This is a genomic window from Streptomyces sp. Tu 2975 (assembly GCF_009832925.1).
Lineage (GTDB): Bacteria > Actinomycetota > Actinomycetes > Streptomycetales > Streptomycetaceae > Streptomyces.
Genome location: NZ_CP047140.1, coordinates 3,586,475 through 3,604,376, shown reverse-complemented (window position 1 = coordinate 3,604,376; position 17,902 = coordinate 3,586,475). Strand labels below are relative to the sequence as shown.

20 protein-coding genes are annotated in these 17,902 nt (G+C 69.7%); 14 read left to right on the top strand and 6 right to left on the bottom strand.

The window, feature by feature from the left end:
- Nucleotides 1-13: 13 nt before the first annotated feature.
- Nucleotides 14-556, bottom strand: a complete 543-nt coding sequence (locus GLX30_RS15825) for a GNAT family N-acetyltransferase (RefSeq protein WP_159688858.1) — start codon at nucleotides 554-556, stop codon at nucleotides 14-16.
- 45 nt (nucleotides 557-601) lie between these two features.
- Entirely contained in the window at nucleotides 602-1,477 is an 876-nt protein-coding gene (locus tag GLX30_RS15820; protein WP_159688855.1) for a helix-turn-helix domain-containing protein, read from the bottom strand.
- A 74-nt stretch (nucleotides 1,478-1,551) separates the two neighbouring features.
- Here GLX30_RS15820 and GLX30_RS15815 point away from each other — a divergent pair, with 74 nt between their 5' ends.
- A complete protein-coding gene (locus tag GLX30_RS15815; protein WP_159688852.1) occupies nucleotides 1,552-2,133 on the top strand; it encodes a TIGR03086 family metal-binding protein in 582 nt (193 codons plus the stop codon).
- 401 nt (nucleotides 2,134-2,534) lie between these two features.
- On the top strand, nucleotides 2,535-3,125 hold the full coding sequence (locus tag GLX30_RS15810) for a DM13 domain-containing protein (protein WP_159688850.1): 591 nt from the start codon (nucleotides 2,535-2,537) through the stop codon (nucleotides 3,123-3,125).
- Nucleotides 3,126-3,278: 153 nt separating this feature from the next.
- Here the strand turns inward: GLX30_RS15810 and GLX30_RS15805 are convergent, their stop codons facing one another.
- On the bottom strand, nucleotides 3,279-3,833 hold the full coding sequence (locus GLX30_RS15805) for a hypothetical protein (protein ID WP_182327717.1): 555 nt from the start codon (nucleotides 3,831-3,833) through the stop codon (nucleotides 3,279-3,281).
- 116 nt (nucleotides 3,834-3,949) lie between these two features.
- Here GLX30_RS15805 and hemL point away from each other — a divergent pair, with 116 nt between their 5' ends.
- From hemL to GLX30_RS15765, 8 genes are all read left to right on the top strand, one after another.
- Nucleotides 3,950-5,266 carry a glutamate-1-semialdehyde 2,1-aminomutase gene (hemL, locus tag GLX30_RS15800; RefSeq protein WP_159688847.1) on the top strand — a complete coding sequence of 439 codons (1,317 nt, stop codon included), beginning with the start codon at nucleotides 3,950-3,952 and terminating at the stop codon, nucleotides 5,264-5,266.
- 140 nt (nucleotides 5,267-5,406) lie between these two features.
- On the top strand, nucleotides 5,407-6,054 hold the full coding sequence (locus tag GLX30_RS15795; protein WP_208545578.1) for a histidine phosphatase family protein: 648 nt from the start codon (nucleotides 5,407-5,409) through the stop codon (nucleotides 6,052-6,054).
- 147 nt (nucleotides 6,055-6,201) lie between these two features.
- Nucleotides 6,202-7,452, top strand: a complete 1,251-nt coding sequence (locus GLX30_RS15790; RefSeq protein ID WP_159695064.1) for a hypothetical protein — start codon at nucleotides 6,202-6,204, stop codon at nucleotides 7,450-7,452.
- Nucleotides 7,453-7,520: 68 nt separating this feature from the next.
- Nucleotides 7,521-8,120 carry a TlpA disulfide reductase family protein gene (locus tag GLX30_RS15785; protein ID WP_159688841.1) on the top strand — a complete coding sequence of 200 codons (600 nt, stop codon included), beginning with the start codon at nucleotides 7,521-7,523 and terminating at the stop codon, nucleotides 8,118-8,120.
- A 31-nt stretch (nucleotides 8,121-8,151) separates the two neighbouring features.
- A complete protein-coding gene (locus GLX30_RS15780) occupies nucleotides 8,152-8,889 on the top strand; it encodes a cytochrome c biogenesis protein CcdA (RefSeq protein WP_159695063.1) in 738 nt (245 codons plus the stop codon).
- A gap of 4 nt (nucleotides 8,890-8,893) precedes the next feature.
- Nucleotides 8,894-10,567 (top strand): cytochrome c biogenesis protein ResB, encoded by a 1,674-nt coding sequence (locus GLX30_RS15775; RefSeq protein WP_159688838.1) that lies wholly within the window; start codon nucleotides 8,894-8,896, stop codon nucleotides 10,565-10,567.
- Nucleotides 10,564-11,649 (top strand): c-type cytochrome biogenesis protein CcsB, encoded by a 1,086-nt coding sequence (ccsB, locus tag GLX30_RS15770; RefSeq protein ID WP_159688835.1) that lies wholly within the window; start codon nucleotides 10,564-10,566, stop codon nucleotides 11,647-11,649. The genes GLX30_RS15775 and ccsB overlap by 4 nt, the downstream gene beginning before the upstream one ends.
- A gap of 37 nt (nucleotides 11,650-11,686) precedes the next feature.
- Nucleotides 11,687-12,202, top strand: a complete 516-nt coding sequence (locus tag GLX30_RS15765; RefSeq protein ID WP_159688832.1) for an SRPBCC domain-containing protein — start codon at nucleotides 11,687-11,689, stop codon at nucleotides 12,200-12,202.
- 9 nt (nucleotides 12,203-12,211) lie between these two features.
- Here GLX30_RS15765 and GLX30_RS15760 read toward each other — a convergent pair whose 3' ends face one another.
- Nucleotides 12,212-12,661 carry a nucleoside deaminase gene (locus tag GLX30_RS15760; protein WP_159688829.1) on the bottom strand — a complete coding sequence of 150 codons (450 nt, stop codon included), beginning with the start codon at nucleotides 12,659-12,661 and terminating at the stop codon, nucleotides 12,212-12,214.
- A 108-nt stretch (nucleotides 12,662-12,769) separates the two neighbouring features.
- On the opposite strand from GLX30_RS15760, the gene GLX30_RS15755 reads away from it, so the two are divergent.
- Nucleotides 12,770-13,726 carry a DMT family transporter gene (locus GLX30_RS15755; protein WP_159688826.1) on the top strand — a complete coding sequence of 319 codons (957 nt, stop codon included), beginning with the start codon at nucleotides 12,770-12,772 and terminating at the stop codon, nucleotides 13,724-13,726.
- Here GLX30_RS15755 and GLX30_RS15750 read toward each other — a convergent pair.
- Nucleotides 13,683-14,576, bottom strand: coding sequence for a LysR family transcriptional regulator (locus GLX30_RS15750; protein ID WP_159688823.1), 894 nt, complete (start codon nucleotides 14,574-14,576; stop codon nucleotides 13,683-13,685). The two genes, GLX30_RS15755 and GLX30_RS15750, sit on opposite strands and share 44 nt — an antisense overlap.
- Nucleotide 14,577: 1 nt before the next feature.
- Complete coding sequence (locus tag GLX30_RS15745) at nucleotides 14,578-14,967, bottom strand: PLD nuclease N-terminal domain-containing protein (RefSeq protein ID WP_159688820.1); 390 nt, start codon at nucleotides 14,965-14,967, stop codon at nucleotides 14,578-14,580.
- Between the two features lie 90 nt (nucleotides 14,968-15,057).
- On the opposite strand from GLX30_RS15745, the gene GLX30_RS15740 reads away from it, so the two are divergent.
- From GLX30_RS15740 to mqnP, 3 genes are read left to right on the top strand one after another with little or no spacing between them, the layout of a single operon-like run.
- Nucleotides 15,058-16,509, top strand: coding sequence for a menaquinone biosynthesis decarboxylase (locus tag GLX30_RS15740; RefSeq protein ID WP_159688817.1), 1,452 nt, complete (start codon nucleotides 15,058-15,060; stop codon nucleotides 16,507-16,509).
- Nucleotides 16,506-16,979 (top strand): hypothetical protein, encoded by a 474-nt coding sequence (locus GLX30_RS15735; RefSeq protein ID WP_159688814.1) that lies wholly within the window; start codon nucleotides 16,506-16,508, stop codon nucleotides 16,977-16,979. The genes GLX30_RS15740 and GLX30_RS15735 overlap by 4 nt, the downstream gene beginning before the upstream one ends.
- A complete protein-coding gene (gene mqnP / locus GLX30_RS15730) occupies nucleotides 16,979-17,899 on the top strand; it encodes a menaquinone biosynthesis prenyltransferase MqnP (protein WP_159695062.1) in 921 nt (306 codons plus the stop codon). The genes GLX30_RS15735 and mqnP overlap by 1 nt, the downstream gene beginning before the upstream one ends.
- Nucleotides 17,900-17,902 lie beyond the last annotated feature (3 nt).

Genomic DNA, 17,902 nt, shown 5'->3' with positions numbered 1-17,902 from the left:
GCCCGCGACCGGCTCACCCGCCTGTCGGCCCCAGGTCGATGCACCAGTCGTTGCTGCGCAGCAGATTGCCCGGCGGATACTCGAAGTCGCACTCGCCGGCGAGGGAGAAGCCCGCCTTCCGGCACACCGCGTTCGACGGGCCGTTGGTGACGGACGGGAAGGCGTGCAGGAACCGGTGCTTCCGCTCGGCCCGCGCCGCCTCGACGACCGCCAGCGTCCCCGCCGTCGCGACACCGAGGCCCTGGAACGCGGGCAGCACGCTCCAGCCCGTCTCGTAGACCTGCTCGTCCTCCCAGGTCTGCTCCCAGAAGCCGATCGTGCCCGCGGCCTCGCCGCCGTCCCGCCCGCCGGTCTCCAGGACTATGCGGAACATCCGGCCCCGGCCGGTCCGGTCGGCACTCAGGTCGACGTACCGCCGATGGCGGTCGAGGAGCTGCTCCTCCGTCTCAGGGCCGCCGAGGTGGTCCATCAGCTCGGGGGCGTTCGCCGCGCGGAGCAGACGGAGGTCATCCTCGGACCAGGGCTCGATTCGTATCGTGATCGCTTTGCCTGCCATGTCCGCACTGTAGGGCCGGGGTACGACAGCGGCCCGGCCGTGCGGCTACCGCGCTGCCCTTGTGTACGCCGACGGAGGGACGCCGACCGTCGCCGTGAAGTCCCTTACGAGGTGCGCCTGGTCGCTGTATCCCAGGTCGTCGGCGAGCGCAGCCCAGTCGACACCGCCCGCGGGTCGGCCGGCTGCCGCGCCGGTGGGTCCGCCGCTCTGTTCGTCGGCCTGCTCGGCGCGCTCCAGTGCCTCGTGGATGCGGTACCGCAGGATGACCCACTTGGGTCCCACACCCACCCAGCCGGCGAAGAGACGCTGCAGGGACCGGGGCGACAGGCCCGCCGCCTCGGCGAGTTGGGACACGCGCCGCACGGAACGGTCGGTACGGACCCGCTCGACGAGCTCCATGGCGTGTTCGGCCCGGGGATCCGGCCGCGGGTCGAGCCCCAGCAGGAAGGTGTCCAACGCGGCCACCCGGGCGTTCTCGTCGTCCGGGTCCACGACGGCGTGCGCGGCGCTGCGCATCGTCTCCTCGTCCCGGCCGGGCAGCAGTACGTCACCGATCGGCAGCCGTTGCCCCGTCCAGTCCGACACCGGCCGGTCCGGCGCGAACGGGCGGAAGCCGCCGGGCCGGAACTGCACCCCGCAGACCCGGCCGAGCCCGGCCAGCTTGTGTGTGAACAGCTCCAGCCCGATGCCGGCGACCTCGGCGTGGGCGGGCGCGTCGTCGTACCGCTGGAAGACCACGTTGACCGACGGGTGGGGAACCACATTGGAGGCGTACGGCTCGGTCAGGTCCCAGTCGATCAGCCAGTAGTGCTCGAGATACGGGCGCAGGTCCGGGGCAGGCTCGCGCCGCCGGAAACGGACCCGCGCGAAGAGCTCGCGGGCCTCCACGATGCCTCTCGTGTCTCGTCGCGGACCGGTCATCCTCCGATCCTAGGACCGTCGGGTGTCGCGTTTCTTCAATACGCGGCCATGGTGGCGGTGCCTACCGTGAGGCCATGACGAAACCCCTCAGTGAACTGCTCGCAGCGGCCGCAGAGCGCTCCGTTCCGGTGGTGTGCGGCATCACCGACGAACAGCTCGGCCACTCCACCCCGTGCGCCGAGTACGACGTGCGCGGCCTCGCGAACCACCTGTTCCAGGTCATGGTCAACTTCCAGGCGCTGGCGGCGAAGAGGGAAGCGGATTTCTCCGCGACACCCGACTACGTCGGACACGGTGACTGGCGCGCCGCCTTCGAGAGGGAGACGGCCGCCCTGGTGAAGGCGTGGGCGGAGCCCGGCGCCGAGGAGGGCACGTCGGGCGCGATGGGGCTGCCTGCCGGCACCGTCGGCCGGATGGCTCTCGACGACCTCACCGTGCACGCGTGGGACCTCGCCCGAGCGACCGGGCAGGAGTACACACCCGCCCCGGTCGTCGTCGCCGAAGCGCTCCGGTCCTGCACCGAGCTCGCTCCCACCGGCCGGAAGATGGGCGCCTTCGGCGAGGAGTTCCCCCTGCCCGAAGGTGGAGCCGGGGCGTCGGACCTCGACCGTCTGCTGGCCATGACCGGCCGCGACCCGGGATGGCGGCGACCGTAGCGGCTCCCCTCGACCCTCCCCGGACGCGCGCGGCTCGCCGCCCGCCTGACCGACGGAGGCGGCTGTTCGGCCGGGGCGGGCCGGATGACCCGGAGGCCGGCAGTGGCATGGTGGCGAACTCCAGTGGTCGGCCGGGTGCCGATGATGCCGGTCGCCGGAGCGCCCGCCGGGGCACGCCTGGCGACGTGGCGCGGCTCTGTCCATGGCAGAACGCGGGAAACGGAAGGGGCTGACGGACGACAGGAACGGCAGAGGGGGCCGAAGGGCGGAGCGGCCGAACATATGCGTCGGCGCGTGGCGGTGGCGGTGGCGTAAGGGAACCGTCATACCTTCCCGGCGCCGTGGCAGTGCGGGATCCCGTTGAATGAGAAGCCTGTAGCAGCTTTTTTCAGGAGGCGGGGATGGGACGCATGCGCTCGGTACTCAGCAGGCCGGCCGGTGTCGCGGTGGTGGTCGCGGTCGTGGTGGCGGCCGTCGTGGGGCTGTACTGGTTCCAGCCGTGGAAGATCTGGCAGGACGAGACGGTGCAGGAGGCGCTGCCGGGGGCGTCGGCCGGTGCCGCCCCGTCGGGCGGGGCCGCCGAGTCGCCGTCCGCCGCGCCGAGTGGGCCGTCGGCGTCGCCTTCGACACCGGCCGGGCCGGCGAACCTGGCGGCAGGCGAGCTGATCAGCCACGAGCACGAGACGTCCGGCACCGTGCGGCTGCTCCGGCTGCCCGACGGCTCCCACACCGTCCGGCTGGAGAACCTGGACACGAGCAACGGCCCGGACCTGCGCGTCTGGTTGACCGACGCGCCGGTCAAGGAAGGCCGGGCGGGCTGGCACGTCTTCGACGACGGGGCCTACGTGAGCCTGGGCAAGCTCAAGGGCAACAAGGGCGACCAGAACTACGCCCTGCCCGCCGACATCGACCCGGCGCGCTACAGCAGCGTGACCATCTGGTGCGACCGGTTCGACGTGTCCTTCGGCGCGGCGGAGCTCAGCCGCGCCTGACGCCGGCCGGAGTGGCAAAGGGGGCAGGTCAGGGCCAGGGAGAGGGCGAAGTCGGGGGTCGGAGCCAGGCCGGGCCCGGAGTCGGGCCAGGTCAGGAATGACGGCCGGTGGGCGGGGTCGGGGCATCCGGCCCGCCGTCCGGGAGATCCCGGGTCAGGGCCAGACCAGGCAGTACGGCTGATGCCCCGCCTCGTGCAGCCGGTGGGAGAAATCCTGCCATTCGTGGAGCAGTTGGTACACGTTGAACGCGTCCCTGGGGCCGCCCCGGTCAGGGACCGTCGACCATATGAACGCCGCCGCACCCACCGACTCCTCGCCGATGCCGCGCAGCGGATCGACCACGGTCATCGGCAGCTTCACCACCGCGTAGTCGGGGTGCAGTACGACGAGCTCCAGTGGCGGCACCTTGTTCAGCGGCATGCCCTGGATTCCGGTGAGAACCATGGCCGCTATGGTCTCCGGCTTGATCTTCGTGAACATTCCGCCCATGCCGAGCTCGTCGCCGCCGAGCTCCTCGGGGCGCATGGAGATCGGCACCCGGGCCGCGGTGGCTCCGTCGGGCGCGCCGAAATATTTGTAGGTCACCCCCACTCGGCCGCTCCTGCCTCCCGCGGGCTCGTCCCCTTCGCCTCGCCGGTGCTTTCCACGCCGGGCAGGCTCAGGACCCAGGTCGTCGGTCCCCTCGCCCAGTCCGCCACCGCGATGCATATCTCCACCCGACCACTCGCAGCCCCCGCCGCGCAACCCGATCATCGTGACAGTGACCTCCCCCACGAACGTGCGGTGAAACACCTGTCCGCAGATACGTCGGAGCCTCTGAGACCATGGATTCCGTGAGCTTTCCCTATGACGCCCCAGTTTCGCAGACGCTTTTCGACCGCGCGTCCCTCGTGACGCCCGGCGGCGTGAACTCTCCCGTCCGTGCCTTCCGTGCTGTGGGCGGTACGCCCCGGTTCATGGTGTCCGGTACCGGTCCGTACCTCACCGATGCCGACGGGCGCGAGTATGTCGACCTCGTGTGCTCGTGGGGGCCGATGATCCTCGGGCACTCCCACCCGGCCGTGATCGAGGCGGTGCAGGCGGCGGTCGCGCGCGGCACGTCGTTCGGCACGCCGGGCGAGGGAGAGGTCGCCCTCGCCGAGGAGATCGTGGCACGTATCGAGCCCGTCGAGCAGGTTCGGCTGGTTTCCAGCGGTACGGAAGCGACCATGTCGGCGATCCGGCTGGCCCGCGGATTCACCGGCCGACCCAAGATCATCAAGTTCGCCGGCTGCTACCACGGGCACGTGGACGCCCTGCTGGCCGCCGCCGGTTCAGGTGTGGCGACTTTCGGCCTGCCCGACACACCCGGTGTCACCGGCGCGCAGGCCGGTGACACCATCGTTCTGCCGTACAACGACCTCGAGGCCGTGCACGCCGCGTTCCACGCCAACGCCGGCCAGATCGCCTGTGTGATCACCGAGGCGTCGCCCGGCAACATGGGAGTCGTCCCGCCGCGGCCCGGTTTCAACGAGGGCCTCAAGGCGGCGTGCGCGCAGAACGGCGCGCTCTACATCTCCGACGAGGTGATGACCGGTTTCCGTACCTCGAAGGCCGGCTGGTACGGCGTCGACGGCGTCGCGCCCGACCTGATGACCTTCGGCAAGGTCATGGGCGGCGGATTCCCCGCCGCGGCGTTCGGCGGCCGCAAGGACGTCATGGCGCACCTCGCCCCGGCGGGCCCGGTCTACCAGGCGGGCACCCTGTCCGGTAACCCGGTCGCCACCGCTGCCGGTCTCGCGCAGCTGCGGCTCCTCGACGACGCCGCCTACGACAAGGTGAACGCGGTCTCGAAGGAGATCCAGGCCTTGGTGACGGACGCGCTGACCAAGGAGGGCGTCGCCCACCGGCTGCAGACGGCGTCCAACATGTTCTCCGTCTTCTTCACCCCGACCGAGGTCAGGGACTACGAGGACGCCAAGAAGCAGGAGGCGTTCCGCTTCAACGCCTTCTTCCACTCGATGCTCTCCCAGGGCGTCTACCTGCCGCCGTCCGCCTTCGAGTCCTGGTTCGTGTCGACCGCGCACGACGAGCGGGCGATCGAGCGGATCGCCGCCGCCCTTCCTGCCGCCGCGCGCGCCGCCGCGGAGGCCACGGCATGAGCGCGGGCAGCCACCGTTCCGCGCGAAGCGCCGGCGCCCTGACGCCCGAGGACAGCGCCGTCGAGGCGGCGCTGGAGCGCGCCGCGGCGACGGACGGGGAGGTCCGGCGCGACGCCGGCGAGATCACCGTCGTGCACGTGATGCGCCACGGCGAAGTGCACAACCCCGACGGTGTCCTCTACGGCCGCCGCGCTGGTTACCACCTCTCCGAGCTCGGGCGGCAGATGGCCGACCGGGTCGCCGAGCACCTCTCCGGCCGGGACATCACCCATGTCGTCGCCTCGCCGCTGGAGCGCGCGCAGGAGACGGCCATGCCCATCGCCAAGGGGCACGGCCTCGCGCTCGAGACGGACGAGCGGCTGATCGAGGCGGGCAACGTCTTCGAGGGCAAGACCTTCGGCGTCGGCGACGGCGCGCTGCGCAAGCCGGGCAACTGGCGGCATCTGACCAACCCGTTCCGCCCGTCGTGGGGCGAGCCTTACGTGGAGCAGGTCGTGCGGATGATGGCGGCGCTGGACGCGGCACGGGAAGCGGCGCGCGGCCACGAGGCCGTGTGCGTCAGCCACCAGCTGCCCATCTGGACGGTGCGCAGCTTCGTGGAGCGCCGCCGGCTGTGGCACGACCCGCGGCGCAGGCAGTGCACGCTCGCCTCGCTGACCACCTTCACCTACGAGGGCAACCGGATCGTCTCCGTGGGATACACGGAACCGGCCCGCGATCTTGTGCCGCCGCATCTTCTCGCCGGCGCCAGGCCGGTGAAGGGGAAGAGCAAGGCATTCGGCGCTTAGCCGATCCGTATTGATCACCCGTATTGAAGAAAAATAAGCAGAGTTCCCCGGAACCCGCGAGTTCCACTGCGCATCTCAGCTTGTGCCGGTTTGTTCGCCGGTTCGAGCAACTGCTCTCGTGACCAGGAGAGCGTGGATGGGGACGATATGCGGGAGATCAGCCGAAGGGGATTGCTGGGAGCGGGACTTGGGGCCGCAGCGGCCGTCGGGGTGGCGGGCTGCGGCTCCAACGGCTTCGGCGGAGGCGGGCATACCGACCCGGCCGAGGGGGTAGGCCAGGGCAAGGGCAGCAGCAGCCCCTCCCCGTCGAAGAACCCCGTGCGGCTGATCGGCGACGGTTCCACCGCCGACACGGGAAAGCAGCCGCACCAGCCGCCGAAGCCCGTCCCGCTCGAACCGGGCCAGACGCCTCCGCAATTCGTGATCTTCTCCTGGGACGGCGCGGGCGAAGTCGGCAACGGACTCTTCCCCCGTTTCCTGGAACTCGCCAGGGACCACGGCGCGGGAATGACCTTCTTCCTCTCCGGCGTCTATCTGCTGCCCGAATCGAAGAAGTCGCTCTACCGGCCCCCCAACAACGCAATCGGGGCGTCCGACATCGGTTATCTCACGGACGACCACATCAAGGACACCCTGAAGTGCATACGCCAGGCATGGCTCGACGGCCATGAGATAGGCACCCACTTCAACGGGCATTTCTGCGGCGGTTCCGGATCCGTCGGCAACTGGACCTCCGCGGACTGGCAGAGCGAGATCGACCAGGCTGTGAAGTTCGTCACCGAATGGCGCACCAACAGCGGATGGCACGACATCGACCCGCTGCCCTTCGACTACCGCAAGGAACTCGTGGGCGGCCGCACCCCCTGCCTGCTCGGCCAGGACAAGCTGTTGCCGACGGCCAAGCGGCTCGGCTGGCGCTACGACGCCAGCTCGCCGGGCGGCCATCAGATGTGGCCCGGGAAGAAGCTCGGCATCTGGGACCTGCCGCTCCAGTCCGTCCCGTTCCCCGGCCACACCTTCGAAGTCCTCTCCATGGACTACAACATGCTGGCCAATCAGTCGAAGAACTCGACCAACGGCATGCCCTCCCGCTATCCGGGCTGGAAGAAGCAGGCGCGGGACGCCTATCTCGCCGGATTCCGACGCGCCTACGAGACCAATCGCGCACCTTTCTTCATAGGCAACCACTTCGAACAGTGGAACGGCGGCATCTACATGGACGCCGTGGAGGAAGCACTCAAAGGCATGGCGGGCCAGAAGGACGTACGGCTGGTGTCCTTCCGGCAGTTCTGCGACTGGCTCGATGTGCAGGATCCGCAGGTGCTCGCCAAGCTGCGTACGCTCGGGACGGGTCAGGCGCCGGCCGGCGGTTGGAACGCATTCTTTAAGGCCGCTTGACAACGGCCCTTAACGGGCACGCAGGGGGGTGCGGAAGATCCCCGCCAGGGCCATGCGAAACTTTTCACATGAGCCTTAGCCGTGCCCCCCGTGCCGCCCTGCTGACCGCCCTGGTCGCCTCAGGTGCGCTCACCCTGTCGGCCTGCGGCGACGGTGGGAAGTCCGGAGGCGGCGGTGACACGAACTTCGTCACCGGCACCGGCGGCATCGACACGGTCGCCAAGGGCGAGCGCCGGGCCCCAAAGAAGCTCGCGGGCCGGACACTCGACGGCGGACACCTCGACATCGCCGACCTCAAAGGCAAGATCGTCGTGATGAACGTCTGGGGATCATGGTGTGCCCCCTGCCGTTCCGAGGCCCCCTATTTCGCGAAGGTCGCCAAGGAGACCGAGGCGGACGGCGTCGAGTTCGTCGGGATCAACACCCGCGACCCGCAGAAGGGCCCCGCCCTCGCCTTCGAGAAGGATTACGGCGTCGGCTATCCGAGCCTCTACGACCCGATCGGGAAACTGATCGTCAACGGTTTCCCCAAGGGCAGCCTCAACCCGCAGGCCATTCCCTCCACGATCGTCCTCGACCGGGAAGGGAAGATCGCGGCGCGTTCGCTCAAGGCGCTCGACGACGAGGAACTCCGCAAGATGATCGACCCGTTGATCGCGGAGAAGTGATCCTGTGGAAGTTCTGGCCGCAGCGTCCGGCATGAACGAGACGGTGTTCGGGGGCGCGCTGCTCCTCGCGCTGCCCATCGCCGTGCTCGGCGGACTCGTCTCCTTCTTCTCGCCGTGCGTCCTGCCCCTGGTGCCCGGCTACCTCTCCTATGTGACCGGCGTCACCGGTACCGACCTGGCCGACGCCAGGCGCGGCCGGATGGTCGTCGGCGCGTCGCTGTTCGTCCTCGGCTTCACCGTCGTCTTCGTCTCCGGCGGCGCCTTCTTCGGTTACTTCGGCAACACGCTGCTGGGACACCGGGACGTGCTGTCCAAGGTCCTCGGCGTGCTGATGGTCCTGCTGGGCGTGTTCTTCATGGGGCTGATGCCCTGGCTCACCCAGCGCGAGTTCCGCTTCCACAAGAAGCCGGCGACCGGCCTGGTCGGCGCTCCGCTGCTCGGCGCCCTGTTCGGAGTGGGCTGGGCCCCGTGCATCGGCCCGACCCTCGCGTCGGTGCAGGCCCTCGCGCTCAACGAGGGAAGCGCGGGCCGCGGGGCCGTACTGTCTGTCGCGTACTGCGTCGGTCTCGGTCTGCCGTTCATCGTCGCCGCGGTCGCCTTCCGGAAGGCGCTCGGCGCCTTCGGCTGGATCAAGCGGCACTACACATGGGTGATGCGGATCGGCGGGGTCATGATGATCGCGACCGGTCTGCTGCTGCTCACAGGTGCATGGGACACCCTGGTGCAGGAGATGCAGGGATGGTCGAACGGCTTCACGGTGGGGATCTGAGTTCATGAGCAAGACCGAAGAGCGCGACCTCCGCGACGCCGGAGCGCAGCTGTCCACCGCCCCCACGGAGAATCCGGCCGACCAGGCGATCGGCGGGCCCACGCTCTCCGTCGTCGGCTGGGTCCGCTGGTTCTGGCGCCAGCTGACCTCCATGCGGGTCGCGCTGATCCTGCTGTTCATGCTGTCGCTCGGCGCCATCCCCGGCTCCCTCGTCCCGCAGAACAGCGTGGACGAGCTCAAGGTGGAGGCGTTCAAGAAGCAGCACGACCTCCTGACGCCGGTATACGAGAAGCTCCAGTTCTTCGACGTCTACAGCTCGGTGTGGTTCTCCGCGATCTACATCCTGCTGTTCGTCTCGCTCATCGGCTGCATCGTGCCGCGCAGTTGGCAGTTCGTCGGTCAGCTCCGCAGCCGGCCGCCGGGAGCGCCGAAGCGGCTCACCCGTCTGCCCGCGTACACCACCTGGCGCACAGAAACCGATCCGGAGCAGGTGCGCGGGGCGGCACTGGCGATCCTGAAGAAGCGCCGCTTCCGTGCCGACGCGGCGGGCGATGCCGTCGCCGCGGAGAAGGGCTACCTGCGCGAGGCGGGCAACCTCGTCTTCCATGTGTCGCTGATCGTGATGCTGGTCGCGTTCGCCACGGGGACACTGTTCAAGTCCGAGGGCGGAAAGCTGATCGTCGAGGGCGACGGCTTCTCCAACACGCTCATCCAGTACGACGACTTCAAGTCCGGGTCGCTGTTCGACACCGACGAACTCGTGCCGTTCAGCTTCAGCCTGGACAGCTTCACCGGGACGTACGCGAAGGACGGCCCGCAGCGGGGCACCCCGCGCACCTACGAGGCGGCCGTCACCTGGTCCAAGGGCGACGGTCCCGCGCGGAAGTCGGTCATCGAGGTCAACAAGCCGCTCGAGGTCGACGGCACCAAGGTCTATCTGCTGTCGCACGGCTACGCACCCGTCGTCACCGTCAGGGACGGCAAGGGCAAGGTCGTCTCCAGCGGTGCCGTGCCGCTGCTGCCGATCGACTCCAACGTCACCTCGACCGGCGCGATCAAGGTGATGGACGGCTACCGCGACAAGCACGGCAAGAAGGACCAGCTCGGCTTCCAGGCCTTCTTCGTACCGACGTTCGCGGGCGCGGGACACGGCGACATGTTCTCCCAGTTCCCCGGGCTCGAGTTCCCGGTGCTCGCGCTCACCGGCTACCACGGCAGCCTCGGCGTCGACGCCGGCCTTCCGCAGAACGTGTACCAGCTCGACACCCGCAAGATGGAGCAGTTCAAGGACGCCGACGGGGAGATCCTCAAGCAGCGCCTGCGGCCCGGCGAGACCATGAAGCTGCCCGACGGCGCCGGTTCCATCACCTTCGAGAACGAGGTGAAGGAGTGGGCGAGCTTCCAGATCTCTCAGCAGCCCGGCAACGGCTGGGCGCTGGCCGGCGCGATCGCGGCCATCACCGGTCTGATCGGCTCACTGTTCATCCAGCGCCGCCGCATCTGGGTGCGCGCGGTGCGAGGCGCGGACGGTGTGACCGTGGTCGAGATGGCCGGCCTCGGCCGAGCCGAGTCCGCGAAGCTCCCGGAGGAGCTGGCGGAGCTGGCCGTGACCCTCAATGCACAGGCGCCGACCGCGCCTGAACCCGTAGAAGTTCCTGCCGAAGGGGCTGAGAAGTGACGCTCGCCGCCGCAACCAACGCGAACCTGGCGGAGATCAGCAACTACCTGATCTATTCGTCGATGGCCGTCTACACGCTGGCCTTCTTCGCGCACATCGCCGAGTGGACGCTCGGCAGCCGCAGCAAGGTTGCCCGTACGGCGGCCGCACTGACCGCGCCCGACCGGAAGGCCCCGGCCGACGCCCCGAAGATCCAGGTCCAGGGCGGCGGCACCGCCGTCCTGGAGAAGCCGAAGGTCGTCACCCGTTCCGCGGGCGGCGCCCGCGACGTCCCCGACGGGCCGGGCGCGCACGGTGGCACAGAGAGCGGTGACCTGTACGGCCGCATCGCGGTGTCCCTGACCACGCTCGCCTTCCTGATCGAGGCCGCCGGCGTCACCTCCCGGGCCCTGTCGGTGCAGCGGGCGCCCTGGGGCAACATGTACGAGTTCTCCACGACGTTCTCGACCGTCGTCGTGGGCGTGTACCTGGCGCTGCTGCTCGCCAAGAAGAACGTCCGCTGGGCCGGGCTGCCGCTGGTCACCACCGTGCTGCTCGACCTGGGCATCGCCGTCACCTGGCTCTACACGGAGAGCGACCAGCTGGTCCCTGCCCTGGACTCGTACTGGCTGTGGATCCACGTCTCCACCGCGATCTTCTGCGGCGCGGTCTTCTACCTCGGCGCAGTGGGTACGGTCCTCTACCTGTTCCGCGACTCCTACGAGGCCAAGCTGGCCCGGGGCGGCAAGCCCGGCCGCTTCGCCACCTCGGTCCTGGAGCGGCTGCCCGCCGCCGCGTCGCTCGACAAGTTCTCCTACCGCGTCAACGCCGCCGTCTTCCCGCTGTGGACGTTCACGATCATCGCGGGCGCGATCTGGGCCGGCGACGCGTGGGGCCGCTACTGGGGCTGGGACGCCAAGGAGGTCTGGTCGTTCATCACCTGGGTCGCCTACGCCGCCTATCTGCACGCCCGCGCGACGGCCGGCTGGAAGGGCCGCAAGGCCGCGTACCTGGCGCTGATCGCCTTCGCCTGCTGGCTGTTCAACTACTACGGCGTGAACATGTTCGTGAACAGCCTGCACTCGTACGCGGGCGTGGAGTGAGGTAGCGCCCGCGCCGCCGAGGGGTGACGCTGGATGCATGAGTGACGTAATCCCCCACGGCACCGTCGAGACCCGGGACGACGGCACTCACCTGTTGCGGTACGAACTCCACCTGCCGCATCCGGTGATCCGGGTATGGGCCGCCGTCGCCACGCCCGAAGGGCTGCCGACCTGGCTCTGCGCCGCCGACGTACTCGAACCGAGAGTCGGCGGCGCGGTCCGGCTCCGCTGGCTCAACGCGGACGCCGAGGGCCGGCACACCGTCGCCGAAGGACGTGTCACCGCCTGGGACGTGGACCGGGTCGCCGAGTACACCGTCTCCGTCCACGGCCGCATCCGCTTCCACCTCGAACCGCACGGCGCGGACGGCACCGTGCTGCGCTTCACCAACGAACTGCGCTGCGACGACGGAGTGCTGCTGGACTGTCTGGCCGGCTGGCACAACCACTTCGAACTGCTGACCGACGCCCTCGGCGGTAGGCCGACGACCGACTGGGCCACCTGGACACCGAAGCGCTGGCAGGAACTGCGGGATTCCTACGCCGCGGCGTAGCGGCGCCCCTCAGGCACCGATGTCCTCCTGCCAGAGGCCGGGGCTGGCGGCGACGAAGTCGCGCATCATCGACCGGCACGCGGGGTCGTCGAGGAGCACGATCTCCACGCCGTTCACGGCCAGCCAGTCGTGGCCGCCGTGGAAGGTCTCCGCCTCGCCGATCACCACCCGCGAGATGCCGAACTGCCGCACCAGGCCGCTGCAGTACCAGCACGGCGACAAGGTCGTCACCATCGTCGTGCCGGTGTAGGAGCGCTGCCGGCCCGCGGCACGGAACGCCTCCGTCTCGGCGTGCGCCGACGGATCACCGTCCTGCACGCGGCGGTTGTGGCCACGGCCGATGAGGGTGCCGTCCGCGCCGTAGAGCGCAGCGCCGATGGGGATGCCGCCCTCCGCGAGGCCGGCCCGGGCCTCGGCCACAGCCGTCTCCAGCCATGTCCCGTACCTGTCCTGTGCCATGCGCTTCCTCTCCGCGTCGGGGCCCATCGGACGTGCCTATGGGCCCATCGGCAGGACGCCCCACTGGCGCGTGGACCGCCCCGGTGTGCCGCTCGTAGCTTCACAGACATGACAACCGAGACCGCGCAGACCGCCGCGAGCGCCTCCAGGCGCGGCACCGTCGAACTCACCCTGGCCATGGTGCTCTCCGGCACCCTCGGCGTCTTCGTCGTCGAGTCGGGCGCCTCCCCGTTCGAGGTCGTGTTCTTCCGCTGCCTCTTCGGCGCCCTCGCGCTCGGCGCCTACTGCCTGGCACGCGGCTACTTCACCGACCACGCCTTCACACCGAGGAAGCTGGCGCTCGCCGCGCTCGGCGGCGTCTTCATCGTCTTCAACTGGGTGTTCCTCTTCGAGGCGTACGAGGAGTCGTCCATCTCGCTCGCGACCGTCGTCTATCACACCCAGCCGTTCTACGTGGTGCTGCTCGGCGCGCTGCTGTTCAAAGAGCGGCTGACCGCCGCGGCGTTCGGCTGGCTCGGCGTCGCGTTCGTCGGTCTCGTCCTCGTCTCCGGGGTGAGCCCCACGGACCCCGGCCCGCTCGCCGGGCTGGGATTCGCCCTGCTGGCCGCGCTGTTCTACGCGGTCTCCACGGTGATCACCAAGCGCGTCACCGGGGTGAAGCCGCATCTGGTCGCGCTGGTGCAGGTGCTGGTCGGCATCCCGCTGCTGCTGCCCTTCGCCGACTTCGCGGCGGTGAGCGGCCTCGGCGCCGGCTGGGCCTGGCTGGTGGGCCTCGGCCTGATCCACACCTGCCTGATGTACGTGCTGATGTACTCGGCCTACCAGAAGCTCGCCACCGCGAAGATCGCCGTGCTGGCCTTCGTCTATCCGGCCGTCGCCATGGTCGTGGACCGGGCGGTGTACGGGCACCACATCGGACTCGTCCAGGCGCTGGGTGTCCCGCTGATCCTGCTGGCCTCGCTGCGGATCAACCGCGCCCGGCCGCGTACCGTGGCCCGCTCCACGGCGCCTCAGGTTCCCGCTACGACTCCTGCTCCCGCACCAGCCGGACCGTCTCGTCGATGAACAGCCGCACATGCCGGGGCAGCCGCTTCCCCTCCCGCCACGCCACCTGCGTGTGCAGCCGGAACGGCGGTTCCCACGGCAGCGCGACCAGCGCCCCGGACGCCAGTTCCGCACGGACCGTCATCCGGGGCAGCAGCGCGACCCCGAGACCTGCGGCCACACCCCGCTTGGTGGCCTCGATCGTGCCGAACTCCATGAACGGCGGCGGCGCACCGGTCCGCTCGCGCAGCTCGCCCTCGAAGAGGTCCCGGTACGGGCAGCCCGGTTCGGTGCCCACCAGCTGGGCGTCCGCCAGATCGACGGTGGTCAGCTCCCCGGCCCCGGCCAGCGGATGGCCGGGCGCGGCCACCAGCACCAGCGGCTCCGGAGCCAGAACCTCGCTCCGGAGGCCCGTGTGCTCCGTCTCCCGTTCCATCAGGAAGCCGATGTCGTACACACCGTGGCGCAGTGCCTGGCGGGTCTCGTCGCCCAGAGTGGGGCGCAGCGACAGTTTGACCCGGGGATAGCGGTGGTGGAACAGCTCGAGCAGTTCCGGGAGCCGGTAGGAGGTGAGCGACTCCATGGTGCCGATGTTGATGGTGCCCGCCGGTTCGTCGGTCCCGGCGACCGCCGCCCGCGCCTCCTCGGACAGCTCGATGATCCTGCGGGCGTAGGGCACCAGCCGTTCGCCCGCCTCCGTGAGCCGGATGCGGCTGCCGAGCCGGTCGAACAGCTCGGCGCCCAGGGAGCTCTCCAGCGAGCGGATCTGGCCGGTGACGCTCGACTGGGCGTACTTCAGTTCCGCCGCGGCCTGCGTGAAGCTGAGGTGGGCAGCGACCCTCTCGAAGGTGATCAGCAGGCGGATCTCCACGTCAGGACTTGTCGCCCTCGCCGCCCTGCTCGCGCTTCTTCAGGTCCTCCTCGCGGCGGCGCAGGTCGGCCTCCCAGTCCTTGAGGACCGCCTCGTCCTTCTCGGTCTCGTCCTTGAGGGACTTCAGGAATTCCGGGTTGTCGTCGGGGGCGACCCACCGGGTGCGGTGGTTGCGGTGCCACTCGGAGGGGGTGCGGCCGCCGGCCGGGGCGTGCCGCATCTTGCCGGCCGCGAACCAGACGATCGGGCCGACGATCCAGAAGAGCAGGATGATGAACACCCACGCCAGCTTGGGGAGATGCTTCGCCTCGTCCTCGGGGGTGTTCAGGCAGTCGACGAACGCGTAGATCGTCAGCGCCAGCGGCAGGATGTACATCAGCGCCCTGAGCATGTGGGACAGCCCCCTGGAGACTTAGGCGGGGCGGCGTTTCCCCGGCCCCGGTGACGGGGCCAGGGTAGCGGGTGACCGATACTTGACCCCATGGCTTACGACGATCTTCGCTCCCTGCTCCGGGCGCTGGAGCGCGAGGGCGACCTCAAGCGCATCAAGGCCGAAGTCGACCCGTATCTCGAGGTCGGGGAGATCGTCGACCGGGTGAACAAGGCAGGCGGTCCGGCCCTGCTGTTCGAGAACGTGCGCGGCTCCGCGATGCCGCTCGCGATGAACGTGTTCGGCACCGACCGCCGGCTGCTGAAGTCGCTCGGACTGAAGTCCTACGCGGAGATCAGCGACAAGATCGGCGGGCTGCTCAAGCCCGAGTTGCCGCACGGCTTCATCGGGGTGCGTGAGGCGTTCGGCAAGCTCGGATCGATGGTGCACGTGCCGCCGAAGAAGGTGAAGGACGCGCCCGTGCACGAGGTCGTCCTGCGCGGCGACGACGTCGACCTGGACGCCCTGCCTGCGCTGTTCACCTGGCCCAAGGACGGTGGCTCCTTCTTCAACCTGGGCCTCACCCACACCAAGCACCCGGAGACGGGCGTACGGAACCTCGGTCTCTACCGCCTCCAGCGCCATGACCGGCGCACCATCGGCATGCACTGGCAGATCCACAAGGACAGCCGCAACCACTACGCCGTGGCCGCCGAGCGGGGCGAGCGGCTGCCGGTCGCCATCGCGTTCGGCTGCCCGCCGGCCGTGACGTACGCCTCGACCGCGCCGCTGCCCGGCGACATCGACGAGTACCTGTTCGCCGGCTTCGTCGCGGGCAAGCGGATCGAGATGGTCGACTGCAGGACCGTGCCGCTCCAGGTACCGGCGAACGCCGAGGTCGTACTGGAGGGCTGGCTGGAGCCGGGGGAGATGCTGCCCGAGGGCCCCTTCGGCGACCACACCGGCTTCTACACGCCGCAGGAACCCTTCCCGGCGCTGACCATCGACTGCGTCACGATGCGCAAGCGGCCGCTGCTCCAGTCGATCGTGGTGGGCCGGCCGCCGACGGAGGACGGGCCGCTGGGCCGGGCGACCGAGCGCTTCTTCCTGCCCCTTCTGAAGATCATCGTGCCGGACATCGTGGACTACCACCTGCCGGAGTCGGGCGGCTTCCACAACTGCGCGATCGTCTCGATCGACAAGAAGTACCCGAAGCACGCGCAGAAGGTCATGCACGCCATCTGGGGCGCGCACATGATGTCGCTGACCAAGCTGATCGTGGTGGTGGACAAGGACTGCGACGTCCACGACCTGCACGAAGTCTCCTGGCGCGCGCTCGGCAACACCGACTACGCCCGCGACCTCACCGTCGTCGAAGGACCCGTGGACCATCTGGACCACGCGTCCTACCAGCAGTTCTGGGGCGGCAAGGCGGGTATCGACGCGACGCGCAAACTGCCGGAGGAGGGGTACACGCGGGACGGTGGCTGGCCGGAGATGGTCGAGTCCGATCCCGCGACGGCGGCGCTCGTCGACCGCCGGTGGAAGGAGTACGGCCTGTGAGTCCCATCGCCGTGGGCGGCCCCGCCCTCTTCATCGGCACCGACACCGACTATGTGGCCCTGGTGCGCCCCGAGCTCGACCCGGCCGACCCGGGCGTCCGGCTGGCCGCCGAGCAGGCGGGCGTGGCACCCGAGGAGTTCGCGGGCGCCGGTGACATCTGGGCGGTCCTCCTGGAGAACGACGGCGAGGGCGACGGCTTCGAACTGCCCGGTGTGCGCGACGCCGAGCCCGCCGATTTCGCGGAGCGGCTGCGCGCGGAGCTCGCTGCGGCGTCCGGGCCGTTCACGGTCGACGGCGGGGCCGTGCTCAGTCTGGACGCCCGTCCGGCCGGCGCGGACGCGTACGCCTTCACGGCGCACGTCACCCCGCCCGACGACGAAACCGGGACGCCGCTGACCGTGGAGACGGGCCCGCTGCCCGTCGCCGGGCTGCTGGCCGACCTCGACGCGTTCCTCGGGAGCCTCGCATGATGACGACCGCCGACGGAGTCGTGGGTTCCGGCCCGGCACCGCAGCCGACCGGGAAGGTGAAGGCCTTCCTGCGGCTGGTGATGATCGAGCACTCGGTCTTCGCGCTGCCCTTCGCCTACATCGCCGCCCTCACCGCGATGTTCCAGCTGGACGGGCAGGTCCACTGGACGGACCTGCTGCTCGTCACCGTCGCCATGGTGGGTCTGCGGACCTTCGCGATGGCCTGCAACCGGATCATCGACCGTGAGATCGACGCACGGAACCCGCGCACCGCGGGCCGTGAACTGGTCACGGGCGCGGTGTCCGTACGGTCCGCGTGGACCGGGGCGCTGATCGCGCTGGTCGTCTTCCTCGGAGCGGCGGCGCTGCTCAACCCGCTGTGTCTGGCGCTCGCGCCGGTCGCGGTCGTGCCGATGGTGGTCTATCCGTACGGCAAGCGGTTCACCGACTTCCCGCACGCCATACTGGGTCTCGCGCAGGCCATGGGCCCCGTCGGGGCGTGGATCGCGGTCACGGGGCAGTGGTCGTGGGACGCGGTGATCCTGGGCCTGGCCGTCGGCGTGTGGATCGGCGGCTTCGACCTGATCTTCGCCTGCCAGGACGTGCAGGCCGACCGCGCCCACGGCGTGAAGTCGGTGCCTGCCCGCTTCGGCATCCCGGCCGCGCTGTACGGCGCCCGGGCCTCGCACGTCGTGACGACGGGCCTGCTTGTCTGGTTCGCGCTGGCGACGGACGCGGGGGTGCTGTTCTGGGCGGGCCTGGTGATCGTCGCGGCGGCGTTCCTCTACGAGCACACGATCGTCCGGCCGCACGACCTGTCCCGTCTGAACCGGGCGTTCTTCACGACGAACGGTTTCATCGGGATCTCGCTCTTCGTGTGCGCCCTGCTCGATCTCGTGGTGCGGGGCCTGACGGCCTGAGGT

What these genes read in the sequence shown, in the direction of transcription:
- GLX30_RS15775 (WP_159688838.1), top strand. Translation starts at nt 8,894, where the DNA reads ATGAGCAAGACCGAAGAGCGCGACCTCCGCGACGCCGGAGCGCAGCTG.
- GLX30_RS15825 (WP_159688858.1), bottom strand. Translation starts at nt 556, where the DNA reads ATGGCAGGCAAAGCGATCACGATACGAATCGAGCCCTGGTCCGAGGAT.
- GLX30_RS15755 (WP_159688826.1), top strand. Translation starts at nt 12,770, where the DNA reads ATGACAACCGAGACCGCGCAGACCGCCGCGAGCGCCTCCAGGCGCGGC.
- GLX30_RS15785 (WP_159688841.1), top strand. Translation starts at nt 7,521, where the DNA reads ATGAGCCTTAGCCGTGCCCCCCGTGCCGCCCTGCTGACCGCCCTGGTC.
- GLX30_RS15810 (WP_159688850.1), top strand. Translation starts at nt 2,535, where the DNA reads ATGGGACGCATGCGCTCGGTACTCAGCAGGCCGGCCGGTGTCGCGGTG.
- GLX30_RS15805 (WP_182327717.1), bottom strand. Translation starts at nt 3,833, where the DNA reads ATGCATCGCGGTGGCGGACTGGGCGAGGGGACCGACGACCTGGGTCCT.
- GLX30_RS15795 (WP_208545578.1), top strand. Translation starts at nt 5,407, where the DNA reads ATGCGCCACGGCGAAGTGCACAACCCCGACGGTGTCCTCTACGGCCGC.
- GLX30_RS15745 (WP_159688820.1), bottom strand. Translation starts at nt 14,967, where the DNA reads ATGCTCAGGGCGCTGATGTACATCCTGCCGCTGGCGCTGACGATCTAC.
- GLX30_RS15760 (WP_159688829.1), bottom strand. Translation starts at nt 12,661, where the DNA reads ATGGCACAGGACAGGTACGGGACATGGCTGGAGACGGCTGTGGCCGAG.
- GLX30_RS15780 (WP_159695063.1), top strand. Translation starts at nt 8,152, where the DNA reads ATGAACGAGACGGTGTTCGGGGGCGCGCTGCTCCTCGCGCTGCCCATC.
- GLX30_RS15740 (WP_159688817.1), top strand. Translation starts at nt 15,058, where the DNA reads ATGGCTTACGACGATCTTCGCTCCCTGCTCCGGGCGCTGGAGCGCGAG.
- hemL (WP_159688847.1), top strand. Translation starts at nt 3,950, where the DNA reads ATGGATTCCGTGAGCTTTCCCTATGACGCCCCAGTTTCGCAGACGCTT.
- GLX30_RS15820 (WP_159688855.1), bottom strand. Translation starts at nt 1,477, where the DNA reads ATGACCGGTCCGCGACGAGACACGAGAGGCATCGTGGAGGCCCGCGAG.
- GLX30_RS15790 (WP_159695064.1), top strand. Translation starts at nt 6,202, where the DNA reads ATGCGGGAGATCAGCCGAAGGGGATTGCTGGGAGCGGGACTTGGGGCC.
- mqnP (WP_159695062.1), top strand. Translation starts at nt 16,979, where the DNA reads ATGACGACCGCCGACGGAGTCGTGGGTTCCGGCCCGGCACCGCAGCCG.
- GLX30_RS15815 (WP_159688852.1), top strand. Translation starts at nt 1,552, where the DNA reads ATGACGAAACCCCTCAGTGAACTGCTCGCAGCGGCCGCAGAGCGCTCC.
- GLX30_RS15765 (WP_159688832.1), top strand. Translation starts at nt 11,687, where the DNA reads ATGAGTGACGTAATCCCCCACGGCACCGTCGAGACCCGGGACGACGGC.